This is a genomic window from Fibrobacter succinogenes subsp. succinogenes S85 (assembly GCF_000146505.1).
Lineage (GTDB): Bacteria > Fibrobacterota > Fibrobacteria > Fibrobacterales > Fibrobacteraceae > Fibrobacter > Fibrobacter succinogenes.
In genome coordinates this window covers 718,860-742,446 of sequence record NC_017448.1, presented here as the reverse complement: position 1 = coordinate 742,446, position 23,587 = coordinate 718,860, and the positions used below count along the sequence as shown (strand labels likewise).

General features: G+C 49.9%; 22 protein-coding genes and 1 tRNA gene. 15 read left to right on the top strand and 8 right to left on the bottom strand.

Features of this window, described 5'->3' with window-relative positions; translation table 11 throughout:
• The first annotated feature begins 559 nt into the window (after window positions 1-559).
• Entirely contained in the window at window positions 560-760 is a 201-nt protein-coding gene (locus FSU_RS03200; protein WP_012820103.1) for a hypothetical protein, read from the top strand.
• Between the two features lie 93 nt (window positions 761-853).
• On the opposite strand, the gene FSU_RS03195 is transcribed toward FSU_RS03200, so the two are convergent.
• Window positions 854-1,696 (bottom strand): undecaprenyl-diphosphate phosphatase, encoded by an 843-nt coding sequence (locus FSU_RS03195; protein ID WP_012820102.1) that lies wholly within the window; start codon window positions 1,694-1,696, stop codon window positions 854-856.
• Between the two features lie 53 nt (window positions 1,697-1,749).
• On the opposite strand from FSU_RS03195, the gene FSU_RS03190 reads away from it, so the two are divergent.
• Window positions 1,750-2,475 (top strand): polysaccharide deacetylase family protein, encoded by a 726-nt coding sequence (locus FSU_RS03190; RefSeq protein WP_012820101.1) that lies wholly within the window; start codon window positions 1,750-1,752, stop codon window positions 2,473-2,475.
• Here the strand turns inward: FSU_RS03190 and FSU_RS03185 are convergent.
• The 3 genes from FSU_RS03185 to FSU_RS03175 all read right to left on the bottom strand — a co-directional run bounded on the left by FSU_RS03185 (window position 2,472) and on the right by FSU_RS03175 (window position 5,455).
• Entirely contained in the window at window positions 2,472-4,487 is a 2,016-nt protein-coding gene (locus FSU_RS03185) for a M23 family metallopeptidase (protein ID WP_012820100.1), read from the bottom strand. The two genes, FSU_RS03190 and FSU_RS03185, sit on opposite strands and share 4 nt — an antisense overlap.
• Before the next feature lie 162 nt (window positions 4,488-4,649).
• Window positions 4,650-4,722: transfer RNA gene (locus FSU_RS03180), tRNA-Ala, on the bottom strand.
• 181 nt (window positions 4,723-4,903) lie between these two features.
• Entirely contained in the window at window positions 4,904-5,455 is a 552-nt protein-coding gene (locus tag FSU_RS03175) for a peptidylprolyl isomerase (protein ID WP_012820099.1), read from the bottom strand.
• Window positions 5,456-5,700: 245 nt separating this feature from the next.
• Between FSU_RS03175 and pyrR the strand changes: the two genes are divergently transcribed.
• From pyrR to pilQ, 9 genes are all read left to right on the top strand, one after another.
• Window positions 5,701-6,258, top strand: coding sequence for a bifunctional pyr operon transcriptional regulator/uracil phosphoribosyltransferase PyrR (gene pyrR / locus FSU_RS03170; RefSeq protein ID WP_012820098.1), 558 nt, complete (start codon window positions 5,701-5,703; stop codon window positions 6,256-6,258).
• 1 nt (window position 6,259) lies between these two features.
• Window positions 6,260-7,201 (top strand): aspartate carbamoyltransferase catalytic subunit, encoded by a 942-nt coding sequence (locus FSU_RS03165; RefSeq protein ID WP_012820097.1) that lies wholly within the window; start codon window positions 6,260-6,262, stop codon window positions 7,199-7,201.
• On the top strand, window positions 7,188-8,447 hold the full coding sequence (locus FSU_RS03160; RefSeq protein WP_012820096.1) for an amidohydrolase family protein: 1,260 nt from the start codon (window positions 7,188-7,190) through the stop codon (window positions 8,445-8,447). Before FSU_RS03165 ends, FSU_RS03160 begins: the two co-directional genes overlap by 14 nt.
• A 14-nt stretch (window positions 8,448-8,461) precedes the next feature.
• Window positions 8,462-9,538 (top strand): PilZ domain-containing protein, encoded by a 1,077-nt coding sequence (locus tag FSU_RS03155; protein WP_012820095.1) that lies wholly within the window; start codon window positions 8,462-8,464, stop codon window positions 9,536-9,538.
• A gap of 91 nt (window positions 9,539-9,629) precedes the next feature.
• Complete coding sequence (pilM, locus tag FSU_RS03150; protein WP_012820094.1) at window positions 9,630-10,778, top strand: pilus assembly protein PilM; 1,149 nt, start codon at window positions 9,630-9,632, stop codon at window positions 10,776-10,778.
• A complete protein-coding gene (locus tag FSU_RS03145) occupies window positions 10,778-11,389 on the top strand; it encodes a PilN domain-containing protein (protein WP_012820093.1) in 612 nt (203 codons plus the stop codon). Before pilM ends, FSU_RS03145 begins: the two co-directional genes overlap by 1 nt.
• A gap of 1 nt (window position 11,390) precedes the next feature.
• On the top strand, window positions 11,391-11,996 hold the full coding sequence (locus tag FSU_RS03140; protein ID WP_012820092.1) for a type IV pilus inner membrane component PilO: 606 nt from the start codon (window positions 11,391-11,393) through the stop codon (window positions 11,994-11,996).
• Entirely contained in the window at window positions 11,996-13,768 is a 1,773-nt protein-coding gene (locus FSU_RS03135) for a hypothetical protein (protein WP_012820091.1), read from the top strand. Before FSU_RS03140 ends, FSU_RS03135 begins: the two co-directional genes overlap by 1 nt.
• Window positions 13,765-15,228, top strand: coding sequence for a type IV pilus secretin PilQ (gene pilQ / locus FSU_RS03130; RefSeq protein ID WP_012820090.1), 1,464 nt, complete (start codon window positions 13,765-13,767; stop codon window positions 15,226-15,228). Before FSU_RS03135 ends, pilQ begins: the two co-directional genes overlap by 4 nt.
• An 84-nt stretch (window positions 15,229-15,312) precedes the next feature.
• Here the strand turns inward: pilQ and holA are convergent, their stop codons facing one another.
• Together holA and greA are read right to left on the bottom strand one after the other, a co-directional pair.
• Window positions 15,313-16,281: a DNA polymerase III subunit delta gene (holA, locus tag FSU_RS03125; protein WP_012820089.1), complete on the bottom strand. Its 969-nt coding sequence runs from the start codon at window positions 16,279-16,281 to the stop codon at window positions 15,313-15,315.
• Between the two features lie 3 nt (window positions 16,282-16,284).
• Window positions 16,285-16,752 (bottom strand): transcription elongation factor GreA, encoded by a 468-nt coding sequence (gene greA / locus FSU_RS03120; RefSeq protein ID WP_014545276.1) that lies wholly within the window; start codon window positions 16,750-16,752, stop codon window positions 16,285-16,287.
• Window positions 16,753-16,826: 74 nt separating this feature from the next.
• Between greA and argJ the strand changes: the two genes are divergently transcribed.
• From argJ to FSU_RS03105, 3 genes are all read left to right on the top strand, one after another.
• Window positions 16,827-18,044 carry a bifunctional glutamate N-acetyltransferase/amino-acid acetyltransferase ArgJ gene (gene argJ / locus FSU_RS03115; protein WP_012820087.1) on the top strand — a complete coding sequence of 406 codons (1,218 nt, stop codon included), beginning with the start codon at window positions 16,827-16,829 and terminating at the stop codon, window positions 18,042-18,044.
• Between the two features lie 207 nt (window positions 18,045-18,251).
• Complete coding sequence (locus FSU_RS03110) at window positions 18,252-19,001, top strand: hypothetical protein (RefSeq protein ID WP_012820086.1); 750 nt, start codon at window positions 18,252-18,254, stop codon at window positions 18,999-19,001.
• Between the two features lie 92 nt (window positions 19,002-19,093).
• Window positions 19,094-20,272 (top strand): iron-containing alcohol dehydrogenase, encoded by a 1,179-nt coding sequence (locus FSU_RS03105; protein WP_012820085.1) that lies wholly within the window; start codon window positions 19,094-19,096, stop codon window positions 20,270-20,272.
• 175 nt (window positions 20,273-20,447) lie between these two features.
• Here FSU_RS03105 and FSU_RS03100 read toward each other — a convergent pair whose 3' ends face one another.
• The gene (locus FSU_RS03100; protein WP_012820084.1) at window positions 20,448-21,362 is read right to left on the bottom strand and encodes an FISUMP domain-containing protein; all 915 of its coding nucleotides are present in this window, start codon (window positions 21,360-21,362) and stop codon (window positions 20,448-20,450) included.
• A 10-nt stretch (window positions 21,363-21,372) separates the two neighbouring features.
• Window positions 21,373-22,488, bottom strand: coding sequence for a family 8 glycosyl hydrolase (locus FSU_RS03095; RefSeq protein ID WP_012820083.1), 1,116 nt, complete (start codon window positions 22,486-22,488; stop codon window positions 21,373-21,375).
• Between the two features lie 75 nt (window positions 22,489-22,563).
• Here FSU_RS03095 and FSU_RS03090 point away from each other — a divergent pair, with 75 nt between their 5' ends.
• Window positions 22,564-23,430, top strand: a complete 867-nt coding sequence (locus FSU_RS03090) for an NAD(P)/FAD-dependent oxidoreductase (RefSeq protein ID WP_012820082.1) — start codon at window positions 22,564-22,566, stop codon at window positions 23,428-23,430.
• Window positions 23,431-23,587: the final 157 nt, after the last annotated feature.

Sequence of the window (23,587 nt, the reverse complement as noted above, 5' to 3'; positions counted from 1 at the left end):
AGATTGAAAATGACATTTCTGATTATATGCGCATGCTTATGTCTCTTTGTTGCTCCGTTGCTTTGGCTTCTGGGCTTCTTTTGGGGCTTTGTTTGGAATAAAATTTTAAAACCGCTTTGGACCAATGGAATATCGGACTGAATTGTCCACTTGCAAATTTTTTAAGGCTGGATTAAAATCCGGCCTCTTTTATGCTTTAACCCCGTTTAAAAAGAGTTACTATAAGGTGAAAGGATGACTGGAACTTTAAATTACCAAAAAACCTAGAATGGTAGAGGGCGGCCCTCTGCAAAGGAACCGCCTTCTCTCAAGACATTCGAACGGGATGCAGCCCATTATGACTATCGAGCATTTCTAATATACCATTTTTCACAAGGAATGTCAATAATCCTTGTCAAATTTAGTCAATGCTGCCATAAATGATGAAATTTGATGCTCTGGTTTTACCGTTGCTCCAAAAGAGGCTCTATAAGGCCAGCTTTTGGATATGCCTTATTTTTTTTGAAATTTGAGGCTTCTTGACAAGGACTTTGCTAAGGATGTATCTTTGACAGGGTACATGGACGAAACTCTTTTGAATGAGGTTGACGGAATGACAGATTTGCTTTACGAAAAACAGGGGTCTTACCTGCAGGGGAAAGGAGATGGAATTCTTGAATCGGCTCAACTTATGGTTGATTCCGGCATTCTGACTCCTGAAAAAGCAGCTGAACTCTTCAAAGTTCGTAAGGAAGACATTCGCCCTAGAAATAACAAATAAAGAGCCTTGCTTGACAAGCTACCGTTAAAATTTTCTAAAAACAAAAACGCCCGCTCACTATCCTGTGAACGGGCGCGTTGCATATAAAGTCTATTACAGCAAAATCAATCCAAGAATACCTACTGCCCAGACGTACCAGGCGAAGTGCTGGAACTTGCCTTTTTGGACAAAGTTCATGAGCCACTTGAGGGCGATGATTCCAAAGATAAATGCGACAATCATGCCGACTAAGAGTTCCGGGGTGAATCCGCCGGCATCAACGCACTTCAAAGCCTTTTCCGGGTTGAGGAGCGCTTTTTCCGGAGTCATAGTCTGGCACTTGATCCACTTGATGCAATCGAGAAGTGCTGCACCGCCAACGGCCGGAATGCTCATGAGGAAGCTGAATTCGCCGGCGTACTTGCGGTTCACGCCCATGAACATCATAGCGCTGATGGTCGAACCGCTGCGGCTGATGCCCGGGATGCAGGCGATGCCCTGCACGGTGCCGGTCACGAGTGCGCGCCACCAGTTCATCTTGACGCCTTCGTTATCCGGGTGCTTGGCGCCGGTCGGGCCCCACTGCGATGTGAAAAGCAAAAGACCGGTGAAAAGTTCTGCAACGCAGACGGCGCGCGGATTTTCGAACAAGCTTTCGAGTGCGTCCTTGAAGCCGAGCCCGATGAGTGCTGTCGGGATGCTTGCAAGAATGATGTAGCCCGCTTCGCGGAGCTGGTCGCGATCGCGACGGAGGCATCCGACGATGATGTCCGTAATCTTCTTGTGGAACACCACGAAGATTGAAAGCAGTGTGCCTGCGTGGAGCATGATGTCGAAGAACATGCCTGCTTCGTTCATGCCTAAAAGTTCGTGCCCGAGCACTAAATGGCCGGAGCTGGAGATGGGGAGGAATTCGGCGAGGCCCTGCAACAGGCCGAGAATGATAGATTCGAACATAGTAAGGTAAATGTAGTAAATTAGTTTTCCGAACTATTGCTATCTTCACAACCATGTGCAAGCGTTTTCTCCTTTGTTTTCATGATTTTAGCGTCTGGAACCACCAGAAAGTGACCCCGATTCTTGAAGAACTCAAGGAGTTAGTCGGTGGACCTTTTAGCTTACTTGTGATTCCTGATACGGAGAATGCAACGGACGAAGCTGTTGAAAATTTTCGCGCTGCTCTCGCCAAGCTCAAGTCCGAAGGTTTTGAACTTGCATTGCATGGCTTTAAGCACAAGGCGGAATTCAGCCAGGGCCGCAGTTATGTGGGTCTCGTGGGTATGAACCTCACGGGTGGCGAGGCTGAATTTGCGGGACTTTCCGAGTACGAATCGAGCCGCCTTTTGCAAGCGGCCCTTGAATCTTGGAAAAAGCTATTCGCAGATGAAAACGGAAATGCGGATGCACCAATTGCTTTTGTTCCGCCGACTTGGTTTAGCAACAAGTTCTTGCCGGGGCAAGTCCGTGCAGAAAAAATGTTGTACGAAGACCGCTTTTCTTTGACTACCGCTGAAGGTGTCCGCTATGCGTCTCCTGTGGCAAGTTTTGCGGGTATTCCGAAATCAACGGAAAAGGCTGCATTTGTCTATGCCGAAGGCATTTTGAAAATTCCATTCGGTGTACCACGTATTGCCGTTCATCCGGTGGATTTCCCGCGTCTGAACGACAAGATTCGTGACCTCATCCGTCTTGCGCTCGGTCGTAAGCGCCGCCTGACGCTTTACCGCGACCTTTAGAATCCCGGAATTGTTATTTCCTTCTTGGTCTTGCGCTTGGAATCGTCTGTGATTTCAACGGTAATCGTTTCACCGGCATCGGGGAGCGCTTCTCCCAAAAGGATGATTTCTCGCGGTTCAGAATCGTATTCTGCGGCAATCCATTTCTTGCCAGCCTTGACTGTGATGGCGTTCCCGTCGGGGATTCCGGCGTATCTAGAATAAAGCGGAATCTTAAGTGCCGACTGAGGACGGCCTGCGACGAGCGTTTCGGTCCAGTAGGGGAATCCCAATGAGAAACCGTCTTCGTCGTTGATGTTCGCCAAGTCTCGGAGTTCGTTCGTGGATGCGCAGCGGTTCTTGGAACCTGTCTGCTTTTCAAAGTAGAACCAGCGGCGAGTCGTTTCGCCAAGCCAGTAAAGCGGGGAGGAGTTGTCGTCGTTTTCAATGCAAACGTTCCACTTACCGTAGAATTGCAATCCCTTCGGGTGGAATTCGTAGAAGTCTACGCTATCCGTTTGGTTGCGCGTGACGGCGAGGACGCGCTGCGACGTGTCTCCTACGACTGGAATGCCCGAAATCTTTTGTGAAATCTTGACGTTGCCGACTTGGGTGTACCAGTTGATATTCGTCTTGTATTTGCCGTAAGGATAAATCGAAATTAATTCGTTCACGCCTCGACCGGTTCCGGTTGAAGAAGCGTCCGCGCTATACTGGATGTATCTTGTCTCTGGAAACGTTTCGACGACTTTGCCGAGGGGGAGTGGCTTGCTGTGGTCAAAAATCTTGCAGAGGTCACCGTTTATAGTTTGTTTGTCCTTATTGAGTGCTGTGAACTTGTAGCCGGATTCACAGCGGTAAATGTCAAGCATGCTCTTGCTCAGGAATGTGTAGAGCGGGGTATTCTGGTTTTGCGTGAGGACGAACTTGCCGTTGTTGGTTTTGCAGGACTGGTGGAAGTTAAATTCTCGCTTGGTGATATGCCCGCTGAAGTCTTCAATTTCGAGCCTGTAGGTGGAAATCGGCCCGAGCTTTGCGTTGATATAATGCCAGTCGCCTGCGGTGTCCGCTTCTTCGGCCCAAAGGAGCTCGTTGCGGATGTCGATCATCTTTTTGTAGTTGAGCGTGTCCAGAACCTTGCTGTAAATCTTGTCGTCATAGCGCCACAATTCAAGCCTGCGGATGGCCATCGGATTTTCTTTGGGCGTGCGGCTATAGTCGGCAATCTTTATGGCCATGGACAAGTTAAATTCGTTCTTGACCGGGATTTCTACGCAGCCGTTGCGGAGCGCTTCGTCAGTCGTGAGCGAAAGTTCGTTGCCTTGCCAAACGGCAACACCGAAAATCTGCGGTGCAATGGTGTCCAAACACTTGACGCCTACTTGACAGGGGGAAACGACAATGTCTTTATTCAGGCGAACTTCAAGATGCAAGTGCGGATTGCCAATGCCTGTGCTCCCAGAGAAGGTCAGGGTGTCGCCCTTGCGGAACCTGAGATTGGGCTTGATAGATATATCGTTATTTTGGGTGGCGTACTGTTTTTGACTGATAAGGTTTTCTATGGTTTGCGGGAAACTGCTTTGGTGTGCGAATACCCAGGTCTTGCCACTTTCGCCTTCGAAGAACATCACTTTGCCATAGCCGAAGGGCGATGTCTTGATTTCTCTGACATAACCGTTTTCGGGAGCATAGATGGGCCAGCCTTCTTCCATTAGCGTGGAGTAGTCAATACCTGCATGGTAACGAGTGCCGCGGTTTTCTCCAAACGAAGATGTTAAATAGGCGTCGCGGTTGAACGGATCGTACGAAAACGGTTCAACGTAAGATTCCGAGATGAGTTCCGGAGGAGGGGCCGCCCTTTCGGAAAAGTCTGTGTTGTCGAGCTTGGCGCCTCTCTGTACGGCGATGCAGTCTTCATAGGCAAACGCATCCATCTTGGAGGCGTCGCAGACGGTGTTAGAACCTGTGCCGGCAAAGCTTAAAGCACATCCGGCGGAGAGTAAGAGTGACGAAATTTTTGTAAGCCTGACCATAGTGTTGAATAAAATACAAAAATATTATTTTATAGTAACGAACGTTGTTGGAAAAGTAGTGCCTTTTTCCCTATAATTATCGTGGGTGTTGTTTATTTTGTAAACAGGATAAATAAAATGTTGTAAAAAAGAAAAGACCCGCTTTTTAGCGAGTCTTTTTAGTGGAGCTAAGGAGAGTCGAACTCCTGACCTCCTGCATGCCATGCAGGCGCTCTACCAACTGAGCTATAACCCCGAGGACGCGCACAAATATAGAATGAATAGATGTACGTGTCAAGGGTTACCAGTAATTTTTTTGAAAAAAAAATTACTGGTAGACGAAAGAACGGCTCTGCGAGCCTATAGACTAAAGACGAAAGAGGATTAATGGTGCTTCGCACAAGTCAAAAAAATATCTTTCGTCTTTCGTCTTTCGTCTAAACAGCCTTTTCGATCGTGACAGATTCAATGATCACGTCTTCGAACGGGCGATCCATACGGTCGGTAGCGACACTGGCGATTTCGTCGAGCACTTCGAAACCTTCGTAGAGCTGACCGAATACGGAGTAACCGTCAGCCGGGCCAGGACCGCATTCTGCGTGGTCGAGGAAGTGGACTCTGTTGCCGTGAACGATGAAGAACTGGCTGCCGATGCTGTGCGGCATGGATGTCTTTGCCCAGCTGAGAGCGCCGCGCATGTGGGTGAGGCGGGGATCGTACTTGTCGCCGATGGTAGAACCCGGACCCTTGGCAGCGTGGCCACCGGTGCCGTTTCTATTAGTGAAATCACCACCCTGGATCATAAAGTCATTGATGATGCGGTGGAACGGAGCGCCGTCGTACTTGCCCTGCTTTGCAAGTTCAATGAAGTTTGTGGCGCATTCGCCGACGATTTCTTCAAAAAGGCGGAGTTTCATGGTACCATGGTTGGTTTTCATGATGGCGATGGTTTCGCCTGCCTGCGGTTTGTCTAACTGATTAAATGCCATTTGGGGCTCCTGTAGATATGGGGTATGGGAGCGCTACGCTTTGGGCTATGGGCAAAAAGGTTCTTGCGGCTTCTCAACGTAACGCATTGTTTTGCTTATATATATAAAAAAAAGGTGTATTTTATGAGTTTCAAAAGAAAAAAGCCCTTAAAATAATCTAACTTCTACTGAAAAAATACCTCAAAACGAGCGGCGCGAGTGACCTCTTACCTCAGAGGGCGCGAAGCGACCGACCTGATACCTATATGAACGATAACTGCAAAAAAGTAAGCGAGCTTCTTACGGCGCAGACGATGGAATTTGCGCTGGACGAAATGGCGGCGAAGATTGCGAAGATGCATCCGTCCGCCGACAACATGATTGTGCTCGGCATGGCTAGCCGTGGTATTCCGCTGGCAAAAAAGCTCACCGAGCGTCTTTCTCAGAAATTTGGCAAGCCTATCGAAATGGGTAGCCTCGATGCCACGTACTACCGTGACGACTTCCACTACCGCAAGAAGGTGGCGACTGAAATGCGCTTTACCGAAATGCCTGCTTCTGTGGAAGGCAAGACGGTCATCCTCGTGGATGACGTGCTCTACACGGGTCGTTCGGCTTTGGCTGCTATGCGTTCCATCTTGGACCTTGGTCGTCCGGCGGCTATCCGCCTTTGCGTGCTCGTGGACCGCGGGCATCGTGAACTTCCGATTGCGCCGGATTGCGCAGGCCTTACGGTCGAAACCGCTAGGAACCAGGAAGTCCGCGTGGCGATAGAACCTATTGATAAAGAAAATTCCGTTTATCTCGTAGAAGTGGAGGCGTAAAGTGAGCGCTTTGGAAATTAAACACCTGTTTGGACTTCGTGGAGTGTCCAAGCATGATATCCGTCTGATTCTGGACCATGCAAAACAGTTCCGCGAAATTCTCGAACGTCCGGTCAAGAAAGTGCCGAGCCTCCGGGGCATGACGGTCGTGAACTTGTTCTTTGAGAACAGCACCCGTACGCGCACCAGCTTTGAACTTGCCGAAAAGCGCCTCTCCGCCGATACGGTGAACTTCGCAAGCTCGAATTCCAGCGTCAAGAAGGGCGAAACGCTCGTCGATACGCTTAGGAACATCGAAGCCATGAAGATTGACATCGTGGTCGTCCGTCACAAGGGGACGGGCGTGCCGAAGTTCCTTGCGGACAACAGCAATGCCATTATCGTGAATGCTGGCGACGGTGCGCACGAACACCCGACGCAGGCTCTCCTCGACATGCTGACGATCGAAGAAAAGCTAGGAACGCTCGAAGGCAAGAACGTCACGATCATTGGCGATATTCGCCACAGCCGCGTGGCCCGCAGTAACCTCTGGGGCATGTCCACGATGGGCGCTCATGTGACGCTCTGCGGACCTTCGACGCTTGTACCGCGCAATACGGACCTCATGAACCACGTGACGTGGGAACCGGACGTGAAGAAGGCTGTTGCAAACGCCGATGCCATCATTGCTCTCCGCTTGCAGAAAGAACGCATGGATGACGCTCTCCTCCCGAGCATGCGCGAATACCGCAATACGTTTGGTATCACAGAAGAACTCCTCGAATGCGCTAAGGACAAGGTCATCATCATGCACCCAGGTCCAATCAACCGCGGCGTGGAACTCGATTCCGACATCGCCGATGGCGAACATTCTGTAATTCTTGATCAGGTGACCAACGGTGTCGCCGTCCGTATGGCCGTTCTCTTCCTTTTGGCTGGAGGTCGCAACAATGAAAATGCGTAAACCTTGTAAAGGTCGTCTTGTGAATGTCGTTCTGAAAAATGCAAAGTTCTGGAACGGCAAGTCTTTTGAACTTCAGAACGAAGTTCGCCTGAACGCTTGCGAAACGTCCGAAACGGTTGAATTTGACTGCAACGGCGCGCTTGTGATGCCGGCCCTTTTTGGCCTTGGCCTTGACTTTATGGAACCGCTCCGTGACGATGTCTATACGTTTGCCGATGGCTTTGATGCCATGCGCAAGGGCGGTTTCTATGGTGGCCTTTACGAAAGTGCCGCAAACCCGATTGACGATGCCGACAAGTACACTGCGATGGTGAACCGCTTCAAGTCCGAAGAACGCGGCGAAGATGCTTTCGATATCAAGTTCCTCGGCGCTTACAGCAAGGGCTTTGGTACGGATAGCTTGGCCGAAATGGTCGAACTTGCCGAAGCCGGTGTCGCTGGTTTTGGCGACGGTAACGGCGTAATCCCGCACTCCCGTTTCCTCCGCTTGGCTATGGAATACGGCAAGATGACGGGCAAGCGCTTCTTCTTCCAGCCGATGGACAAGACGCTCCGCCACAGCGGTTGCGTTCACGAAGGCGCTTACTCCGACATGCTTGGCATGAAGGGCATTCCGCGCATTGCCGAGACGATTGCCGCCTACACGGTTCTTGAAACGGCTCGCTTCCTCCAGGTGCCAGTTCACTTCAAACAGGTCACTTGCGGTGAAACTCTTGAACTTGTCCGCAACGCCCGCAAGAACGGTATCGATGTCACTTGCGATGTGAACTTGTACCACTTGCTCTTGGACGATTCCTGCCTCGAAACGCTTGACTCCGCATACCACATCCTCCCGCCGATCCGCTCGGCTGCAGACCGCGAAGCCTTGTGGCAGGGCATTGTCGATGGAACGGTCAATGCGATTAGCGTGAACCACACGCCGGTGCTCCGTCAGGATACGGTCGTGAACTTCGAAGATTCTGTGCCGGGCGCACTTTCCTTGGAAGTCGCACTCCCTGCTATTTGGAACAAACTTGTGGCAAGTGTTGGCGAAGCTCGTGCTATCGAACTCCTTTCGACTGCTCCTGCTCGTTTGGCTGGTGCCGAATCCGCTGGCGAAAGCGTGGTGGTGCTTGCTCCGGAAAAGACGCACAAGGTTCTCGAAAGCGACTTTGCAGGCCATGTCTGCAATTCTCCGCTCACGGGGAAGGTTCTTCCGTCGTCGATTCTTGCAACCTACATCAACGGTGTCTTTACCCAGTTGTAGTTTAGTGGATTGCGATGATTAGTTGGTTTCAAGAAGTTGGTCGCGATATCCTAGATGTATGGATGTTCTTTACGGATCATCCATCACTTCAGATTTTGGTTATTGTGCTGATATTCTTGGCTGTCGTTCTGATAGAAGTGCAGCTCATGTACAAACGTCGCGAAACAGACGTGATGTTTGGTACAGATGCCTTCAACGAGAAAATCAAGGCGTTTGATTTTACGCCCAAGGAAGTAGAAACTCTAGGTGATTTGGTGCGTTCGTCCAAGTTCGAAAACATGGACGCCGTGCTGAATTCCTCGGGACTTTTTGAAGCTGCGGTCTCGGAATATTATCGCATCCGCAATGTATTCTCTGTCCGCGATGAGACGCTTGAAGCGATTGCGGGCTTGAGACGCAAGATGGACTTTACTGGCTCGAATCCCTTGTCCATGGTCTGCTCGACTAGGCAGTTCAATATAGGGGATAAGGTGGACTTGGAATTCGAAAACGGCCAGTCGTTTAAGCGAATCCCGATTTATGAACGTACAGAAAAGGTGTGGAGTGTAAAGATAGATGGCTCGCCTTCGCTAGCCAAGGCTCTTGTCGGATCTCATGCGCTTGTTCGTTGGACTCGCATGAACGATGCTGTTTATTCAATCCATTTGAATGTACTTGCCGCCACTCCAGATAAAGTAGTATTCACCCACAGCGCCAGTCTTGATAAGGAGCAGTTGCGTAAGTGGGTCCGTCAGGTCGTTGATTTCCCCGTGACGGCGACGTTCCCGAACGGTGATACGCACTCGGGCGTCCTTTATGACCTTTCTGCTGGTGGTATTTTGCTTGGTCTTGCTGACGATGTGAAGCCGGACCAGCAGTTCTCCATTTCTTTTGAACTTCCGACGTTTGGTGTGCAGAATGTGGATGTCAAGGTTTTGAATAATCTGGGACACCGAAACCCGAACTTCCCGTTGTACAATTCCATTTCAGCCGTATTTACGGGGGCGTATGCGTGGACTCAGGAACGTGTCCTCCAGTACATTTTTGAGTCAACCCGTAAAGCTAAGTCGAAAAAAACGGAGTTAAATGGCGTAAATAGCGAAACAACTTAGATTTAAATGATTTAGAACTGATTTTTCGCTTGACATTCGCTGTTTATGAAAGTAAAATTTACATAGTATTGTTACCTATCGGAGTTTTATTTTGGCTTTAGGATTGATTGCTAGAATTCGTGGAGAGCGCGAAACTGTTGGCATAGATGTTGGCCACTACAGCATCAAGTACGTTAAGGTCTATCATGATGCTAACGGTAAGAGAATTGTGCGTGAAGTGGATTTGGAACCTGTACCTGCAGGCTCCATCATCAATGGTCTTATCCAGAGACGTGATACCGACGATTTATCTACCGAAAAAGGTGCGAAGAAGGAGAAGGACGGCTTCGACAAGTTGGGCGAGGCATTCTCGAAGCTTTTGCTTCGTCACCCGATTGATGAAAATGTGGATGTCGTGGCATCGGTAAACTGTGGTGCTGGCGAAGGTGGTGTCCTTGTGGACCGCCTCTCGATCAAGGTTCCGAAAAACGGAAACGAAGCCGCAATTATTGTTCAGACTGCTCAGTCCCGTCCGCCGTTTGATGACCAGGACAACGTTCTGGACTACGAGGTTGTTTCTCGTGAAGGGGACGAGGTCAAGGTTAACGTGGTCGCTGCAAAGAGCTCCATGCTTGATTCCTGGGCGCAGTTCTTTACCCGCAAGGGCGTTAGACTTTCAGCGCTGGATGTCGATATCTTTGGTCTCCTGAATTCCTTTGTCATGACTGCATCAGATGAAGAACGCAAGAAGACAACCGCCATCTTTAATATTGGTGACAACAAGATGAGCGTCGGCTTTATCCAGGACGGCGCCTTCCACTCTGTGCGATCCATGAATGGCGGTTCGCTGAATGTCATTATTAATAAGTTGTCTTCAAGCCTTGATATTTCTGCCGAAAAATGTCATGAGATGTTCGAAAAGAACGACTTGAAGGTGATTGACAATGTGGCTATTTCCGTTCTTGAAGACGCTATGAAGGTTGCTTTCGAAGAACTGATGTCCCAGATTACATTTGGTATCCGCTATCATTCTTCTGCGGAAGATTCCCGACCGCTTGAAAGAATTTTGATAGGTGGCGGTGGTGCCGCAGTTCCGGGCCTTTTGGAATATATCGCCGAAAAGACTGGAATTGAAACTGCTACGGTGAACCCGTTCCGCTCTGTGGAATGCGACTCAAGCGTGGTCGATAAGGATGGCATGTCTATCGCCCTCTCTAACATTTACGCCCCGGCTTTGGGACTTGCAATGAGGAAGTTCTAATGGCTACGAAGAAGAATAAAGGCGTCAACAAGGCGCTTGCGATTACGATCAACCTTTTGCCGGGCGAACACCGCAAGCAGCAAAAGGATTTGACTTGGCTTACGGACCGCCGTGTGGTTTGGCCGACAGTCTTTTTGATTCTTGCAATTTTTGTAGCGTTGTTCACTTATGCTTACACGTTGCAGGAACTTTCCAGCAAGGAAGCCGAACTCCAGTCCGTGCGTGCCGCAGTAGAACGCGAACGCCCGTTGCTCAAGAAGATTAGCGAACTCGAAAAGAACCAGTCCATTATCAATACTAAGATCAATGCGCTCAAGTCTATCCAGATTAGCAAGAAGCGCTGGGTGGTGCTGTTCGAGAACATTTCCTCGGTCTTGCCTCCGAACATGTGGCTCTTGAGCGTTTCGCAAGTAAGCGAATTCAACCTTGAAATGAAGGGGACTACGTTTGACTTTTCCGAAGTGGCGGAGTACATGGTCAAGCTTGAAAAGCAGGTCAGCGTACAGAAAGTCTCGCTAGTGTCCATCTCTACGACGAAGGTTGATGGCGATGAGGCCTATAGCTTTACACTCAAGGTCGAACTCAAGAAAGACCTTGGAGAGGAGGGGTGATATGGGCAACTTGAATATTGACTTTAAAGACAAGAAGAACCTATACTGTATAGTAACGATTGTTGTTATCTGTTTGGCTTTGTATTCTGTTTATACATATATCTGGGACCCGTTCCAGATTGAATATGAGTCTCTTGAAAGCCAGCGTGTTTCTGCCCAGAAGGAACTTGACAAAATCAATTCCAAGAAACACCGTGTGGCAGAACTCGAGATGCAGCTGGTTCAGGCCGAAAAGGATTTCCAGAAGTTGAAGGAAATGTTCCCGGAAGAAGAAAAGGTGCCGCTGCGCTTGCAGGACCTTTATTCTGTGCTCCGTAGCTCCGGCGTGCAAATCCAGAAGTTCAATCCGGAAGGTCGTTCCGAAAGGGAACACTACATCGAGAACCGTTATTCCATTGCGGTCAATTCCGGTTACCACATGCTCGGTTACCTGTTTGCTGAAATTGCAAACTTCAATTACCCGACTGCAATTACGAACTTGAAACTTTCCCGCTATTCCGGCATCGCCGCTGAAGTGCAGAAAGCTGAAACTCATGGTTGGACCCCGATTACCATGTCGGTGAACTTCAACTTGACCACTTATACATCCAAGAAGGTTGGCAAATAATGAAATGCAAGTTCCTTCTTATGCTTTTGTCTAGTGCCGTTGCTTTGCAGGCGGCACTGATTAAGGATGTCCGCTTTGATTGCTCAAAGAATTGCCAGATGGTATTCCAGTTTGCCTCTGACAAGAATTTGCCGACATTCTTCCAGAAGTACGATAACGCTTCCAAAACATTGACGGTTGGATTCTCCGAATCTGACTTTGCTCTTGGCGTCGGCAATTTTGATGTCGACCAGTCTTCGCCGTATGTGCGTTCCATGAATGTGTCAAAGGAGCTCTACCGCGGCATGAACTTCTTGATGATTCGCATGCCTGTGGGTGCATCCATTGCTTCGGACAAGAATGCGATTGCACTTGACAAGTCTCGTTTCCTTTTGAAGTTCTCGGGCAAGAATGGCAACTCCTGGACGCTTTCGAAGCTGTTTGCAAGCAAGAAGGCCGCTGCCGAAAAGGCTGCCCGCGAAGAAGAAAAGCGTATGGCTGCTGAACGCAAGGCCGCCGAAAAGCAGGCTGCACTTGATCGCAAGGCGGCAGAAAAGCAAGCCGCTCTCGACCGTAAGGCCGCTCGCGAAGAAGAAAAGCGCCTGGCCGCTGAACGCAAGGCTGCTGAAAAACAGGCTCTCCTTGAACGCAAGGCCGCTGAAAAGGCTGCACGCGATAATATCGCTCAGGCTGCTTCTGCTCCGGGTGCATCCGCATTGCTTCCGGGACTTAAGGAAATGACGGTCATTATCGGTTCTGGAATGGAACAGTTCCGTCTGGTGGCCAATACTTCGTTGAACATCAACAAGGTCTCTTTGCCGAATGGCTCCTTCGTGATAAAGCTTTCGATTGATGGTCCGGAACGTTCTCCTGTGTTTAAGGTGGGCGCCGGTTCCCTCGTGAAGTCCGTGTTCTGGGATATGGATGGCCTCAACATCCAGCTCTCTGCCGGGGCTAAGCCCGCCATCTTGGTGCAGGAAGGTGCCTTGATCTTGCAGACTTCCGAAAATGCTATCCGCCGCGATGGTTTTGTTTTCTGGAGCGCCCGTCCGAATGGCATTTATGTCCGCGACTGGATGAAGTCTCCGGATGCAGTTCCGGAATTCTCGGATTTCGTCAAGTCTTACGAAAAGGATAGCAAGAAGGTGGTGGCTAGCACGCAGACATTCCACTTGCGTCCGGTTCTGCGCGAACTGATTGTCGTCGCCGATGAAACGGAATTCTATGCATCTCCGAGCGATAAGGCTCCAGTCATGCAGCGTGTGGTCTTTGGGGACCGTCTCGTGAATATGGACTTGACTGGTCTCTATCGCAAGGTGCAGATTGGAAACAAGATTGGTTATGTGAATCGCCGTGCCGTGAGCTTTACCGATGAACTTTCTGCTGTGCAGATGGAACGCCTCAAGAAGGTGGACCAGGAACGCGGTGATATGCTGACGCAGGGCATGAGACCTGGTGGAAGCGCTCTTGACGAACTTTATGAAGATCGTGTGACTTACAGTTCCTTCGGTCGCCGTGATCCGTTTGTCGAGATCAAGGGACTTGTTGAAGAAGGGATTAATATTGACCAGGTGGAACTGGTGGGTATTATTTGGGAATCCGAGGAGCCGGTGGCTATCCTTGTTGACTCCAAAAATTCGGGCGTGTCTTATACGATTAAAGAAGGCGATAAGATCATGAACGGAAAAGTTCTTAAAATTACACAAACTGATGTGCTCTTCTTGATTCAGGAATTCGGGGTGAGCCGTCGCTACTCTATGGGTCTTCCCGATAAATTTGGGGGTCAAAAGTGAAAAAGCTGACTAAAATTCTGACGATTCTTATCATGGTGGCAAGCTTTGCTACCGCGTGGGCTGCACCTGCCGAAGGCTCGGTTGCTCCGAATAAGAAGCTATATGACTTTAACTTCGTCAATATGGACTACGAAGCCATTTTCCGCTCTGTGTCGGTGATTGCAGGCGTGGACATTTTGATTGCTCCTGATGTCAAGGGCAAGATCAGCTTGCGTGTGACCAAGAAGACATGGCAAGAAACTTTGGATATTATTTGTAACATGAATGACCTCACGTGGGTAATTCAGGACAAGTACATTTCCATCCAGCGCTTGAGCACTTACCAGGCCAAGCAGAAAAAGCTTGCCGATGAAGAAAATCAGGCTGAACAGAATGCTCCTCTTGTTCGTAAGAACTTCCAGGTACATCATGCCAAGGCTGATGAACTCGTCAAGGTGCTCGAAAGCATGAAGTCAAACCGCGGCAAGATTTCTGTCGTGGAACGCACGAACTCCATCATTGTTTACGATACAGAAAGCAAGATTGAGCAGATGGGCAATGCGCTTGTCGAACTTGACGTTGAAACGCTCCAGATTATGATTACGGCAAAGCTCGTGGTCGTGAACAGCGAACTCGCTCGTGAACTCGGTGTGGACTGGACTGCTGCTTTGGGTTCTTCTACGCTTACGCCGGGTACTGCTGCCGCAGCAACGGGTGCAACGGCTGGCTCTAGCCGAATCAGCGGCGTCATTCAGTCCTTCCCGAACGGAACGTCTCCGGCAGTGGGCAAGGCTAATACCGCCATTACGGCAAGCCTCCTCGACAACAACCTCCAGATTGCCATTTCGAACTTGATGGGTGACGCTTCTACGGAAGTGCTTGCTTCTCCGCAGGTTTCTACGCTTGACAATACCGAAGCTCAGGTGTTCATGGGTGACAAGGTCTCCATCCGCGTGATTGACGATAGCGGTGAATCTTCGACCAAGATGGTGGAAACGGGTATCAAGCTCACGGTGACTCCGCATGTTTCTGGCGACAACCGCATCTTGCTCGACCTCCATCCGGAAAACAACTCTTATGGCTATGACGAAAAGGGCGAAGTCGTGATTTCGACCCAGGAAGCAAAGACCAAGGTGGTTGTGGCTGACGGTGAAACGGTCGTGATTGGTGGTCTTACCCGTAACGAAAATACCGAAAGCGAAAGCGGTATCCCGTTCCTCAAGGACATTCCGCTCTTGGGTAACCTCTTCAAGTATAGCCGCAAGTCCATCACGAAGAAGGACCTTGTGATTTTTGTGACGCCGCGTATTATCCGTAACTACATCGGTAACGTCGATATTTCTGAAAAGTCTGAGGAAATTAATGGCGCAGCTCCGGAACTCAAGCCGGTTGATGACAAGATTATGACATCTCCGGTGGTGACGGGTGAAACTCCGGATGCTCCTGTTCCGGAAAACTCTCACGACGACTGGAATCAGTAATTAGTAAATGCGAAAACCCTGGCTCTGCCAGGGCTTTTTCTTTCGTCTCTCGTCTGTAGTCGCGAGAGACGTTCTGTATTCTAATTATCGCACGACGAGCGCGGCGAGGGCGAGTTCCTGGCTCATGCGGGTCGGGCACTTGCCACTCTTGATTTCGTAATTGAGGTCGGCGAGGCGGCGCAACACACGCACGAGGAGCGGCTTACGCCAACGGCGGCAGCATTCGGCGGCTTGGCCTTTTTTCACGAACATGTAGTAGTTCTTGCCGATTTTTTTAGCGGCTTCTTCGGGCGAGACGCCCTTTGCGGTAAGCGAGCCGTAGTTCAAAAGCGAGAGCGCGTAGTTGTACAGCGTGTTCGAAATGCGGATGGCGTCGACGCCGCTGTTCAAGAGCTCGTTTAGCTTCTGGACGTATGCCTTGGCATTCTGCATGCCAAAGAATCCTTCAATCTCGTAGGTCGGGATATCGCGCTGGGAGACGACCATCGTTTTCACGAGGTCGAGCGTAATCTTTTTGCAGTCCGGAGCGTAGAGGATGATTTTCTCGACTTCTTCGCTCACGAGCTTGGTGTCGTTGCCGAGCGCTTCGGCGAGGTACTGCGATGCCGTAGGCTCAATCGCTTTGTTGAAGTGCGTCGGGACGACGGCTGAAATCCATTCGGCCATTTCGTATTGTTTCGGAACGTCGAACTTTTCGACCTTGCCAACCTTTGCGAGAGCTTTGTAGAGCTCGCTGGAGGCGAGAAGTGTTTCAAAATCGAAGAGCAACTTGCCGCTTGCTGCGTGGGGGAGCCACTTGGCAAGAGCCTTCATGTCGTCGGTCTTGAGAGCTTCGGCCTTGCGTACGACGATGACCTGTTCAGGCGAGAACATCGACACGGAATCGCACGCTTCGATGATGACATCGGAGATGGAAGCGATGTTTGTGTCGGTGGCGTATAGCACCTGCTTAGCCATCGGATCTGAAATCCGGTCGCCAAGAGTCTCGGACAGGAATTTTTCAATCCGCTTGTCCTTGCTGAACTGGTCTTTGCCGATGAGCGTTACGAACATGGATTACTTGAAATCGATGATTTCGAACTGGTTCTTGCCCTTGGGCGTTACGACTTCGACCGTATCGCCGCGCTTCTTGCCCATGAGAGCTGCGCCAATCGGGCTCTTGAAGCTGATCTTGCCGTTGAGGGCGTCGGCTTCTTCGGGAGAGACGAGCTGGTAGACGATTTCGCGCTTGGTCTTCAGGTTCTTGGCCGTGATGGTGGCGCCGAACTTGATGGTGTCGGAGTTCGCATCAAATGCAATCACCTGGGCGCGGGCGAGCTGGTCCTGGAGCTTCGGCATTTCGATGTTGTCAATAGAGGCAAGGCGCTCCTTGGCAGCATGGTATTCAGCGTTTTCACTCAAATCGCCTTGTGCACGGGCATCAACTAATTCTTGAAGTACGCGGGGACGTTCAACATTTTTTAAATTTTCAAGGTCCTTAACGAGCTTGTCGTAAGCCTCTTGTGTAAACATGATCTTTTCCATGCTCCATAAGGTAAAAATTTTAACGGGCTTTGCGAGCCCAGAATCGCAAAGAAAGCTTCTTTTTAGGAGATACTATGTACACTGTGTTGGAAAAAGGCGGCGTTTGCTCCCCCAAGGGCTTTACCGCATCTGGAATTTGCGCCGGAATCAAGGCCAGCGGCAATGCCGATATGGCTCTTCTCAAGAGCGAAAAGGCTGCCCGCTGCTTCGCTGTTTTTACCACCAATAAGGTGAAGGCTGCCCCGGTCCTTTATGACAAGGCCGCTTTGGAACATGCCCACTTTGCATCTGCTGTGATCGTGAACAGCGGTAACGCTAACGCTTGCACAGGCGAAAAGGGCTATGCCGATGCTGAACGCATGGCTGTGCTTACCGAAGAAGCTCTCAAGCTCACGCCGAAGAGCGTGCTTGTTTGCAGCACGGGCGTGATTGGCCACTTGATGCCGATGGACAAGATCGAAGCCGGTATCCCGAAGCTCGTGGAAAAGCTCCATGAAGATGCTTCCGAAGAATTCGGCCGTGCTATCCTCACGACGGACCTTGCTCTCAAGAGCCACGCTGTGGAAATCAAGACAGAAAAGGGTGTGGTGACTATCGGTGGCGCCTGCAAGGGTTCTGGCATGATCCACCCGAACATGGCTACGATGCTTGCTTTCATCACGACTGACCTTGCTTTGCCGATTGACTTCTTTGCTGAATTCCGCGCCAACATTGCAGACTCCTTCAACGCTATTACGGTTGATGGTGACACCAGTACGAACGACACTTGCATCATGCTTGCTAACGGCATGAGCGGCATCAAGTACGAAGACCTCTCCCTCAGCGAACAGGGCGAATTCCGCGCAGCTTTGACGCTCGTGATGCAGAGCCTCGCCAAGGACATTGTCCGCGATGGTGAAGGTGCAACGAAGCTCATCGAACTCCGCATTGAAAAGGCTGAAAGCCACGAAGAAGCACTCCGCATGGCTCGATTCATCGGAACCTCGAACCTCGCCAAGTGCGCTATGTTCGGTGAAGACCCGAACTGGGGCCGTATCCTCAGCAGTGCTGGTTCTAGCGGCTGCAACATGGTTGCCGAACACACGGACCTCTACTTTGGTGAAGTTAAGGTTCTCGAAGGTGGCCGTCCGGTACAGCTGGATGAAAAGCAGACGGCTGCACTGCATGCCGTGGTTCGTCAGCGTGAATACAAAGTAACGCTCGTGTTGAACATTGGTCAGGCTTCTGCAAGCGCATTCACTTGCGACTTGAGCTATGGCTATGTGAAAATCAACGCAGAGTATACAACTTAGTAGTTATTGGTCAATAGTCATTGGTCATTGGAGTTGTCATCCTGAGCCCCAAAGGGGGGAAGGATCCAGTGATTGTTTAAAACTTCTCGGGTATGCTCCGGGAAGTTTTTTTTCGTCATTCAGAGAATTCTTTGATTTCAAAGAATCCAAAGATGTTTTTGGTTATATTTTATCTATCTTTTCGTATAAATTTTGATGGAGAATGGAATGTCCAAATTGGTAAAAATTGCGCTTGTTGCCGTGATGCTCTTGGCTTTAACGTCTTTTGCTCAGAGTGAAGGAATACAGAAGAAAAATATTGTTTTCCATACATTTAGTATTGCGCTTCCGATGGATTGGGGCGGAACGTGGACCCAGTATAGCAATTTAGAATACGATGATGGCAGCTTTTCTCGTGATCGTGATTTCAAAATGGATATGATCATGGGGCTTCAATTGAAGTGGACTCGTGATTTGGTTTATCAAAATGGTTTGTCTTTTGAGGTCGGAGCAGGAATTGGTTTTATTAATTTCCCTGTGAATGAATCCAAAAAATATTCTTATTTTGATCCGTATGACCATATGAATCAGATTGATTCTCGTTTTGATTTGAATGCAAAAGTTGGATTGGGCTATGCTCCGTTTGTAAATGATTTCATATTAGCGGTACATGCTATTTTGGGTGGTGACATGAAATACTTGGGGAAATCTTATCAGATGGAGGATTTCACTGAAGAATATTCAACGTTGCTGTTTAATTTTGTTGTTGGTGGCGATATTGTTTTGGGGTATCGAATTACAGAAAAGCTAGGAATTAATGCGGGTGTAGATGTGGTTGTGAATTTGTTCGGTTTTGGAAATAGAACGAATGAATTTAATTATCGCAACGATAATTTTGAAACAATTGATTATAAACTCAATCATGTCTTTTCTGGGTTTCAGATTGTTCCGTGTGTAGGTGTTTCGCTTAAATTTTAGTAGATGTTTCCTCTAGAGAACAGAAAATTTGGTAAAATCCTGCCGCTGGGTGGGATTTTCTTGTATTTTTAATTGAAACACAAGGATGGAATATGGACAATTTTAATTTCTACAGCCCCACGGAATTTGTATTTGGTAAAGACCGCGAAAACGAATGCGGTGAACTCGTTAAAAAGTATGGCGGCACGAAGGTGCTGATTCATTACGGTGGGGGCTCTGCGGTGCGCTCCGGCTTGATTGACCGCGTTAAGGCGTCGCTCAATGCTGCGGGCGTTTCATTTGTGGAACTCGGTGGCGTGAAGCCGAACCCGCGCGATACCTTGATTTACAAGGGTATCGAGATGGTGCGTGCGAACGGTGTCGATTTCATCCTTGCTGTGGGCGGAGGCTCCGTCATTGATAGCTCTAAGGGCATTGCTGTGGGCGCGCTCTACGATGGCGATTTCTGGGACTTTTATGCGAAAAAGTTGCCGGTCACGAAGGCACTCCCAATTGGCGTGGTGCAGACGATTGCTGCCGCTGGTTCCGAAGGCAGTGGCGATTCTGTTGTAACAAAAGAAGAGGGAATGCTCAAGCGCGACATTGGTGCTGATGTGATTCGCCCGAGATTTGCGGTGCAGAATCCGGCTTTGCTTTGCACGCTACCGGCTTACCAGACTGCTTGCGGCATTACCGACATCATGGCTCATGTGTTTGAACGCTACTTCACGAACACTTTGGAAGTCGAGACTACTGACCGCCTTTGCGAAGCGCTGCTCATCACGATACTCAAGGAAGGTCCGCGCGCCATGGCCGAACCCGCCAATTACGAGGCTCGTGCGAATATTATGTGGGCGGGTACGGTAGCCCACAATGGCCTTGTGGGCTGTGGGCGCAGTCAGGACTGGAACAGTCACGCTATTGAACATGAACTCTCGGGACTCTATGACTGCGCCCATGGCGCGGGGCTAGCAGTTATTATGCCGGCGTGGATGGAATACGTGGTCGACCATAACGTGATGCGTTTTGCGCAGATGGCAACACGCGTTTTTGGTTGCCAAATGAATTTCGAAAATCCGAAAGCTACTGCGCTCGAAGGTATCAAGGCTTTCCGAAGATTCCTGCATTCTATCGGTATGCCTATCAACTTTGCAGAACTCGGCGCGAAAGAAGAAGATATCCCGACGCTTGTCGAAAAACTGAATCCAGGCGATGGTTGGGGCTTTGTGCCGCTCAAGGCTAAGGACGTGACTGCGATTTACACGATTGCTGCGCATGCCTCGTTAGACTAGGCGGATAAATTTGAAAAGTAAAAAACTCCTCGGTTGTGACGAGGAGTTTTGCTGTATAAAATTTGATTGGATGGGGCAAGCCCCAACCTCTTAGGCTCGGTTATATCCATGCAAGCATGGCTGCAACACTCGCCTTTTGAGGTTGTCTTCCGCTTTCAGCGTCAGGATGACTCTGTTAGTCTTTCAAGCAGCGGAGGCTTGCGCCGAATTCGGGATTGAACTTTTCGAATTTGGCGATATCCTTGTCGTGGAAGAATACGAGGACGTCTCCTTCTCTTGTCCAGAAGTATGCCTTTTTACCGGCTTCATCAAACTTGCGGTCCTTTATAGCGACATCGCTCTTGGCAAAGTGTGCGCCGCCAGCCTTTGCGCCAAATCCGAGTTCATCCTTGCCGTTTCCGAAAATCGGGGATTCCGGCTTGATTGGATCCCAGCCGTAGCCAGCCTTGAGAGCGACACCCGGCTTTTTACCGGCGACTTTCAGGAGCTTTTGCCATTCGGCCTTGCTCGGCATATGGAATCCTTCGAGGCAAGCTTTTTGTGCGTTTTGGAAGTCGTAGAGGCGTCCCCAGTGGTTGCATTGTGAACAAATTGCACCGGAAGCGGTAGCGAAGTTCATGTTTTCTGCAGTCCAGAGCTGGTCGCCAATGACAATCCATTCATAGGAGATGCCGTCACGCGGATCCTTGTAGCTTCCGCTTGTGGCGGGGGTTCCGTCTTCGTTGTATGTTTCGCCGAAGGCAACTTGCTTATTTTGCTTGTATTCAGCCTTTGTTGCAACCTTGCCGTTCTTGTGGTAACGGATAACAGTTCCTTCGACGTAGCCGTTCACGTACGGGAGTTCAGATTGGAGTGTGCCGTCTTTGTAGTATTCCTTGGTCACACCTTCTCGGCGGTCATTCACGTAATTGGATTCTCGCTTGAGCGTACCGTCATCGTAGTATTCCTTTTCGATGCCTTCCTTCTTGTCGTTGACGTAGGTGGCTTCGAAGCGGACGTTCCCGTTTGGGTATTTTTCAACACGAACATCGTCGCAGGCGGTAAAAGCAATAGAGCTTGCCGCAATGAATAAGATGGCAGGTAGTTTCATACGATCCTCCTTAGAGTGTGATTTTTCCCGCGGTGGCGAGTAATCCGATTAAGTACAACATCCCGTCATAGTAGCGCCAAAAACGATAGGGCACGGAGAGCGCTGCAAGGCGCCTGACAAACGGCGTAATGCGCGGGTCATCGACCGGGAGCACTTGCGTGGCTGCTGCGTTCATGGCGATAAGCCCTGGCGTCGCGTTTCTGCCTTGATGCGGATACGGACCTCCGTCGACGGAGTAGTCGGAGAGGTACGGTGTGCAGTTCTGGAAGAAGTGCAAGATGCGTTCGCAGATTTCTTTTTCGCTTTCGTGTCCGTGGAAGATGGCATAGTCGAGGCTCAAGTTGAGCGCAACGCGCCATGCGTCTCCGCTAAAGTTGTTGCTTTCGGGGAACCAAGGCATGGCCTTTGGTGTGCCGTCGTATTCGGCATAGTCAGCGCAAAGACCGGTGACCGGGTGGGCCGCCTTCTGCAAAAATTCAATGCTCGCCTGTGCGACTTCAAGCCAGGATTCATCGCCTGTTGCTTCGGCGAACATGCGGTAGAATGCCATTGTGTGGTAACTTGGGTCGGTAAAGTCGTTGCCGAGAACGGGGGAGAACTTGATGAGCTTGCGTTCCGGATCGATAATCGGGCCTACAAGTTCGTTCTGCGGTTTGTACTTGATATCATGGATGAGCTCTTTGGCATCGTTGAGGAGGTCTTCGCGGTTGAATCTCTTTGCGGCGATAAGGAGGGCTGCTGCAAAGTATTCTTCGCTATCAGGAGCTGCGCCTGGGTCCATCATGGAAAAGTCGGTCGTGTTGACTTGCCATGAAAAATATCCTTTGTGCGGACCATCGTTGTTGCGGACAAAACGCTTGGAAAAGTTCCAGAGCTTGTCGAACGTGACTTCGTGGTCGGTCAGCGCGGCAATGAACATGCCATAGCTCATGCCTTCAGAACGGATGTCGTCGTGCCCAATGTCGATGATGTATGCCATGTCGTCGGACGCTTCAAAGTAGATGCGCTCGTCGATCGGATCGCCCTCAAAAAGTTTGCTATAGGCATTCTGAATAAGCTGGTCCGCAAAATTGGGACCATATCCAGCTTCAACAAATAAATCTCGCGTCGGGTAGCGTTGCAACATCGTCCTGGTATCCAAAATCATTAATTATTACGTGTTTTAAAATAAATAAAATCGTATATTAGTGTTGAGGTTATTATGGCTGATATATTGATTTTGGGGCATGGACCGGCCGGTGTCTCGGCTGCCCTTTATGGTCTTCGTGCTGGACTTGAGGTTCAGCTTGTGGGTAAGGATGTAGGCGCGCTTGCAAAGGCCCACAAAATTGAAAATTATTTTGGTCTTGAAAAACCACTCACGGGAGCTGAACTTGCCGAAGTCGGTAAGAAACAGGCAATTGCTCTTGGTGCGCAAATCGTGGACGATGAGGTAACGGACCTCATGTTTGACGGTTTTGGGTTTGTCGCGACGGGCTTGAATGGTACGTATCGCGGCAAGGTTTGCTTGATGGCAACAGGCTCTGCCCGCAAGAAGACCCCGCTCCCAGGAATGGCCGAAATGGAAGGCCACGGCGTGAGTTATTGCGCTGTTTGCGATGCATTCTTTTATCGTAAAAAGGATGTGGCTGTGCTTGGCTCGGGCGAGTATGCGTTGCATGAAGCGACTGAACTTTTGTCTGTAGTCAACAGCGTAACACTCTTGACGAACGGTGCTGAGCTCACAGCGAAATTCCCTGAAAGCGTGAAGATTGAAACCCGTAAGATTACGGGGCTCAAGGGCGCTGGGCAATTTGAAGGCGTGAAGTTTGACGATGGCCTTGAAGCCAATTTTGACGGCATGTTCGTCGCTATGGGTAGCGCGAATGCAACTGATTTGGCTTTGAAAGCTGGCGCTGCGTTCGATGCTGGAAAGCTCGTGCTCGATAAGGATTTCCAGACAACAGTTCCGGGTCTCTTTGCTGCAGGCGACTGCACGGGTGGCACTCTCCAGGTGGCTGTAGCTGTGGGCGAAGGCGCTATTGCGGGACTTGCTGCGATTAAGTACCTTAGAGAACATAGGGAGTAAGGCGCGCTGAAAATGCGTCGCATTACGCTTCTTACAAATCCTGACGCTTGCAATTTGCATTGTCCGCTGTGTTTTTTGAACCAGCGGGCTTTGCTTAATTGTGGCGAGTCTAATTGTAACGGGGAACGCCCGCCGGATAATAATAGGGGCCGCTGCG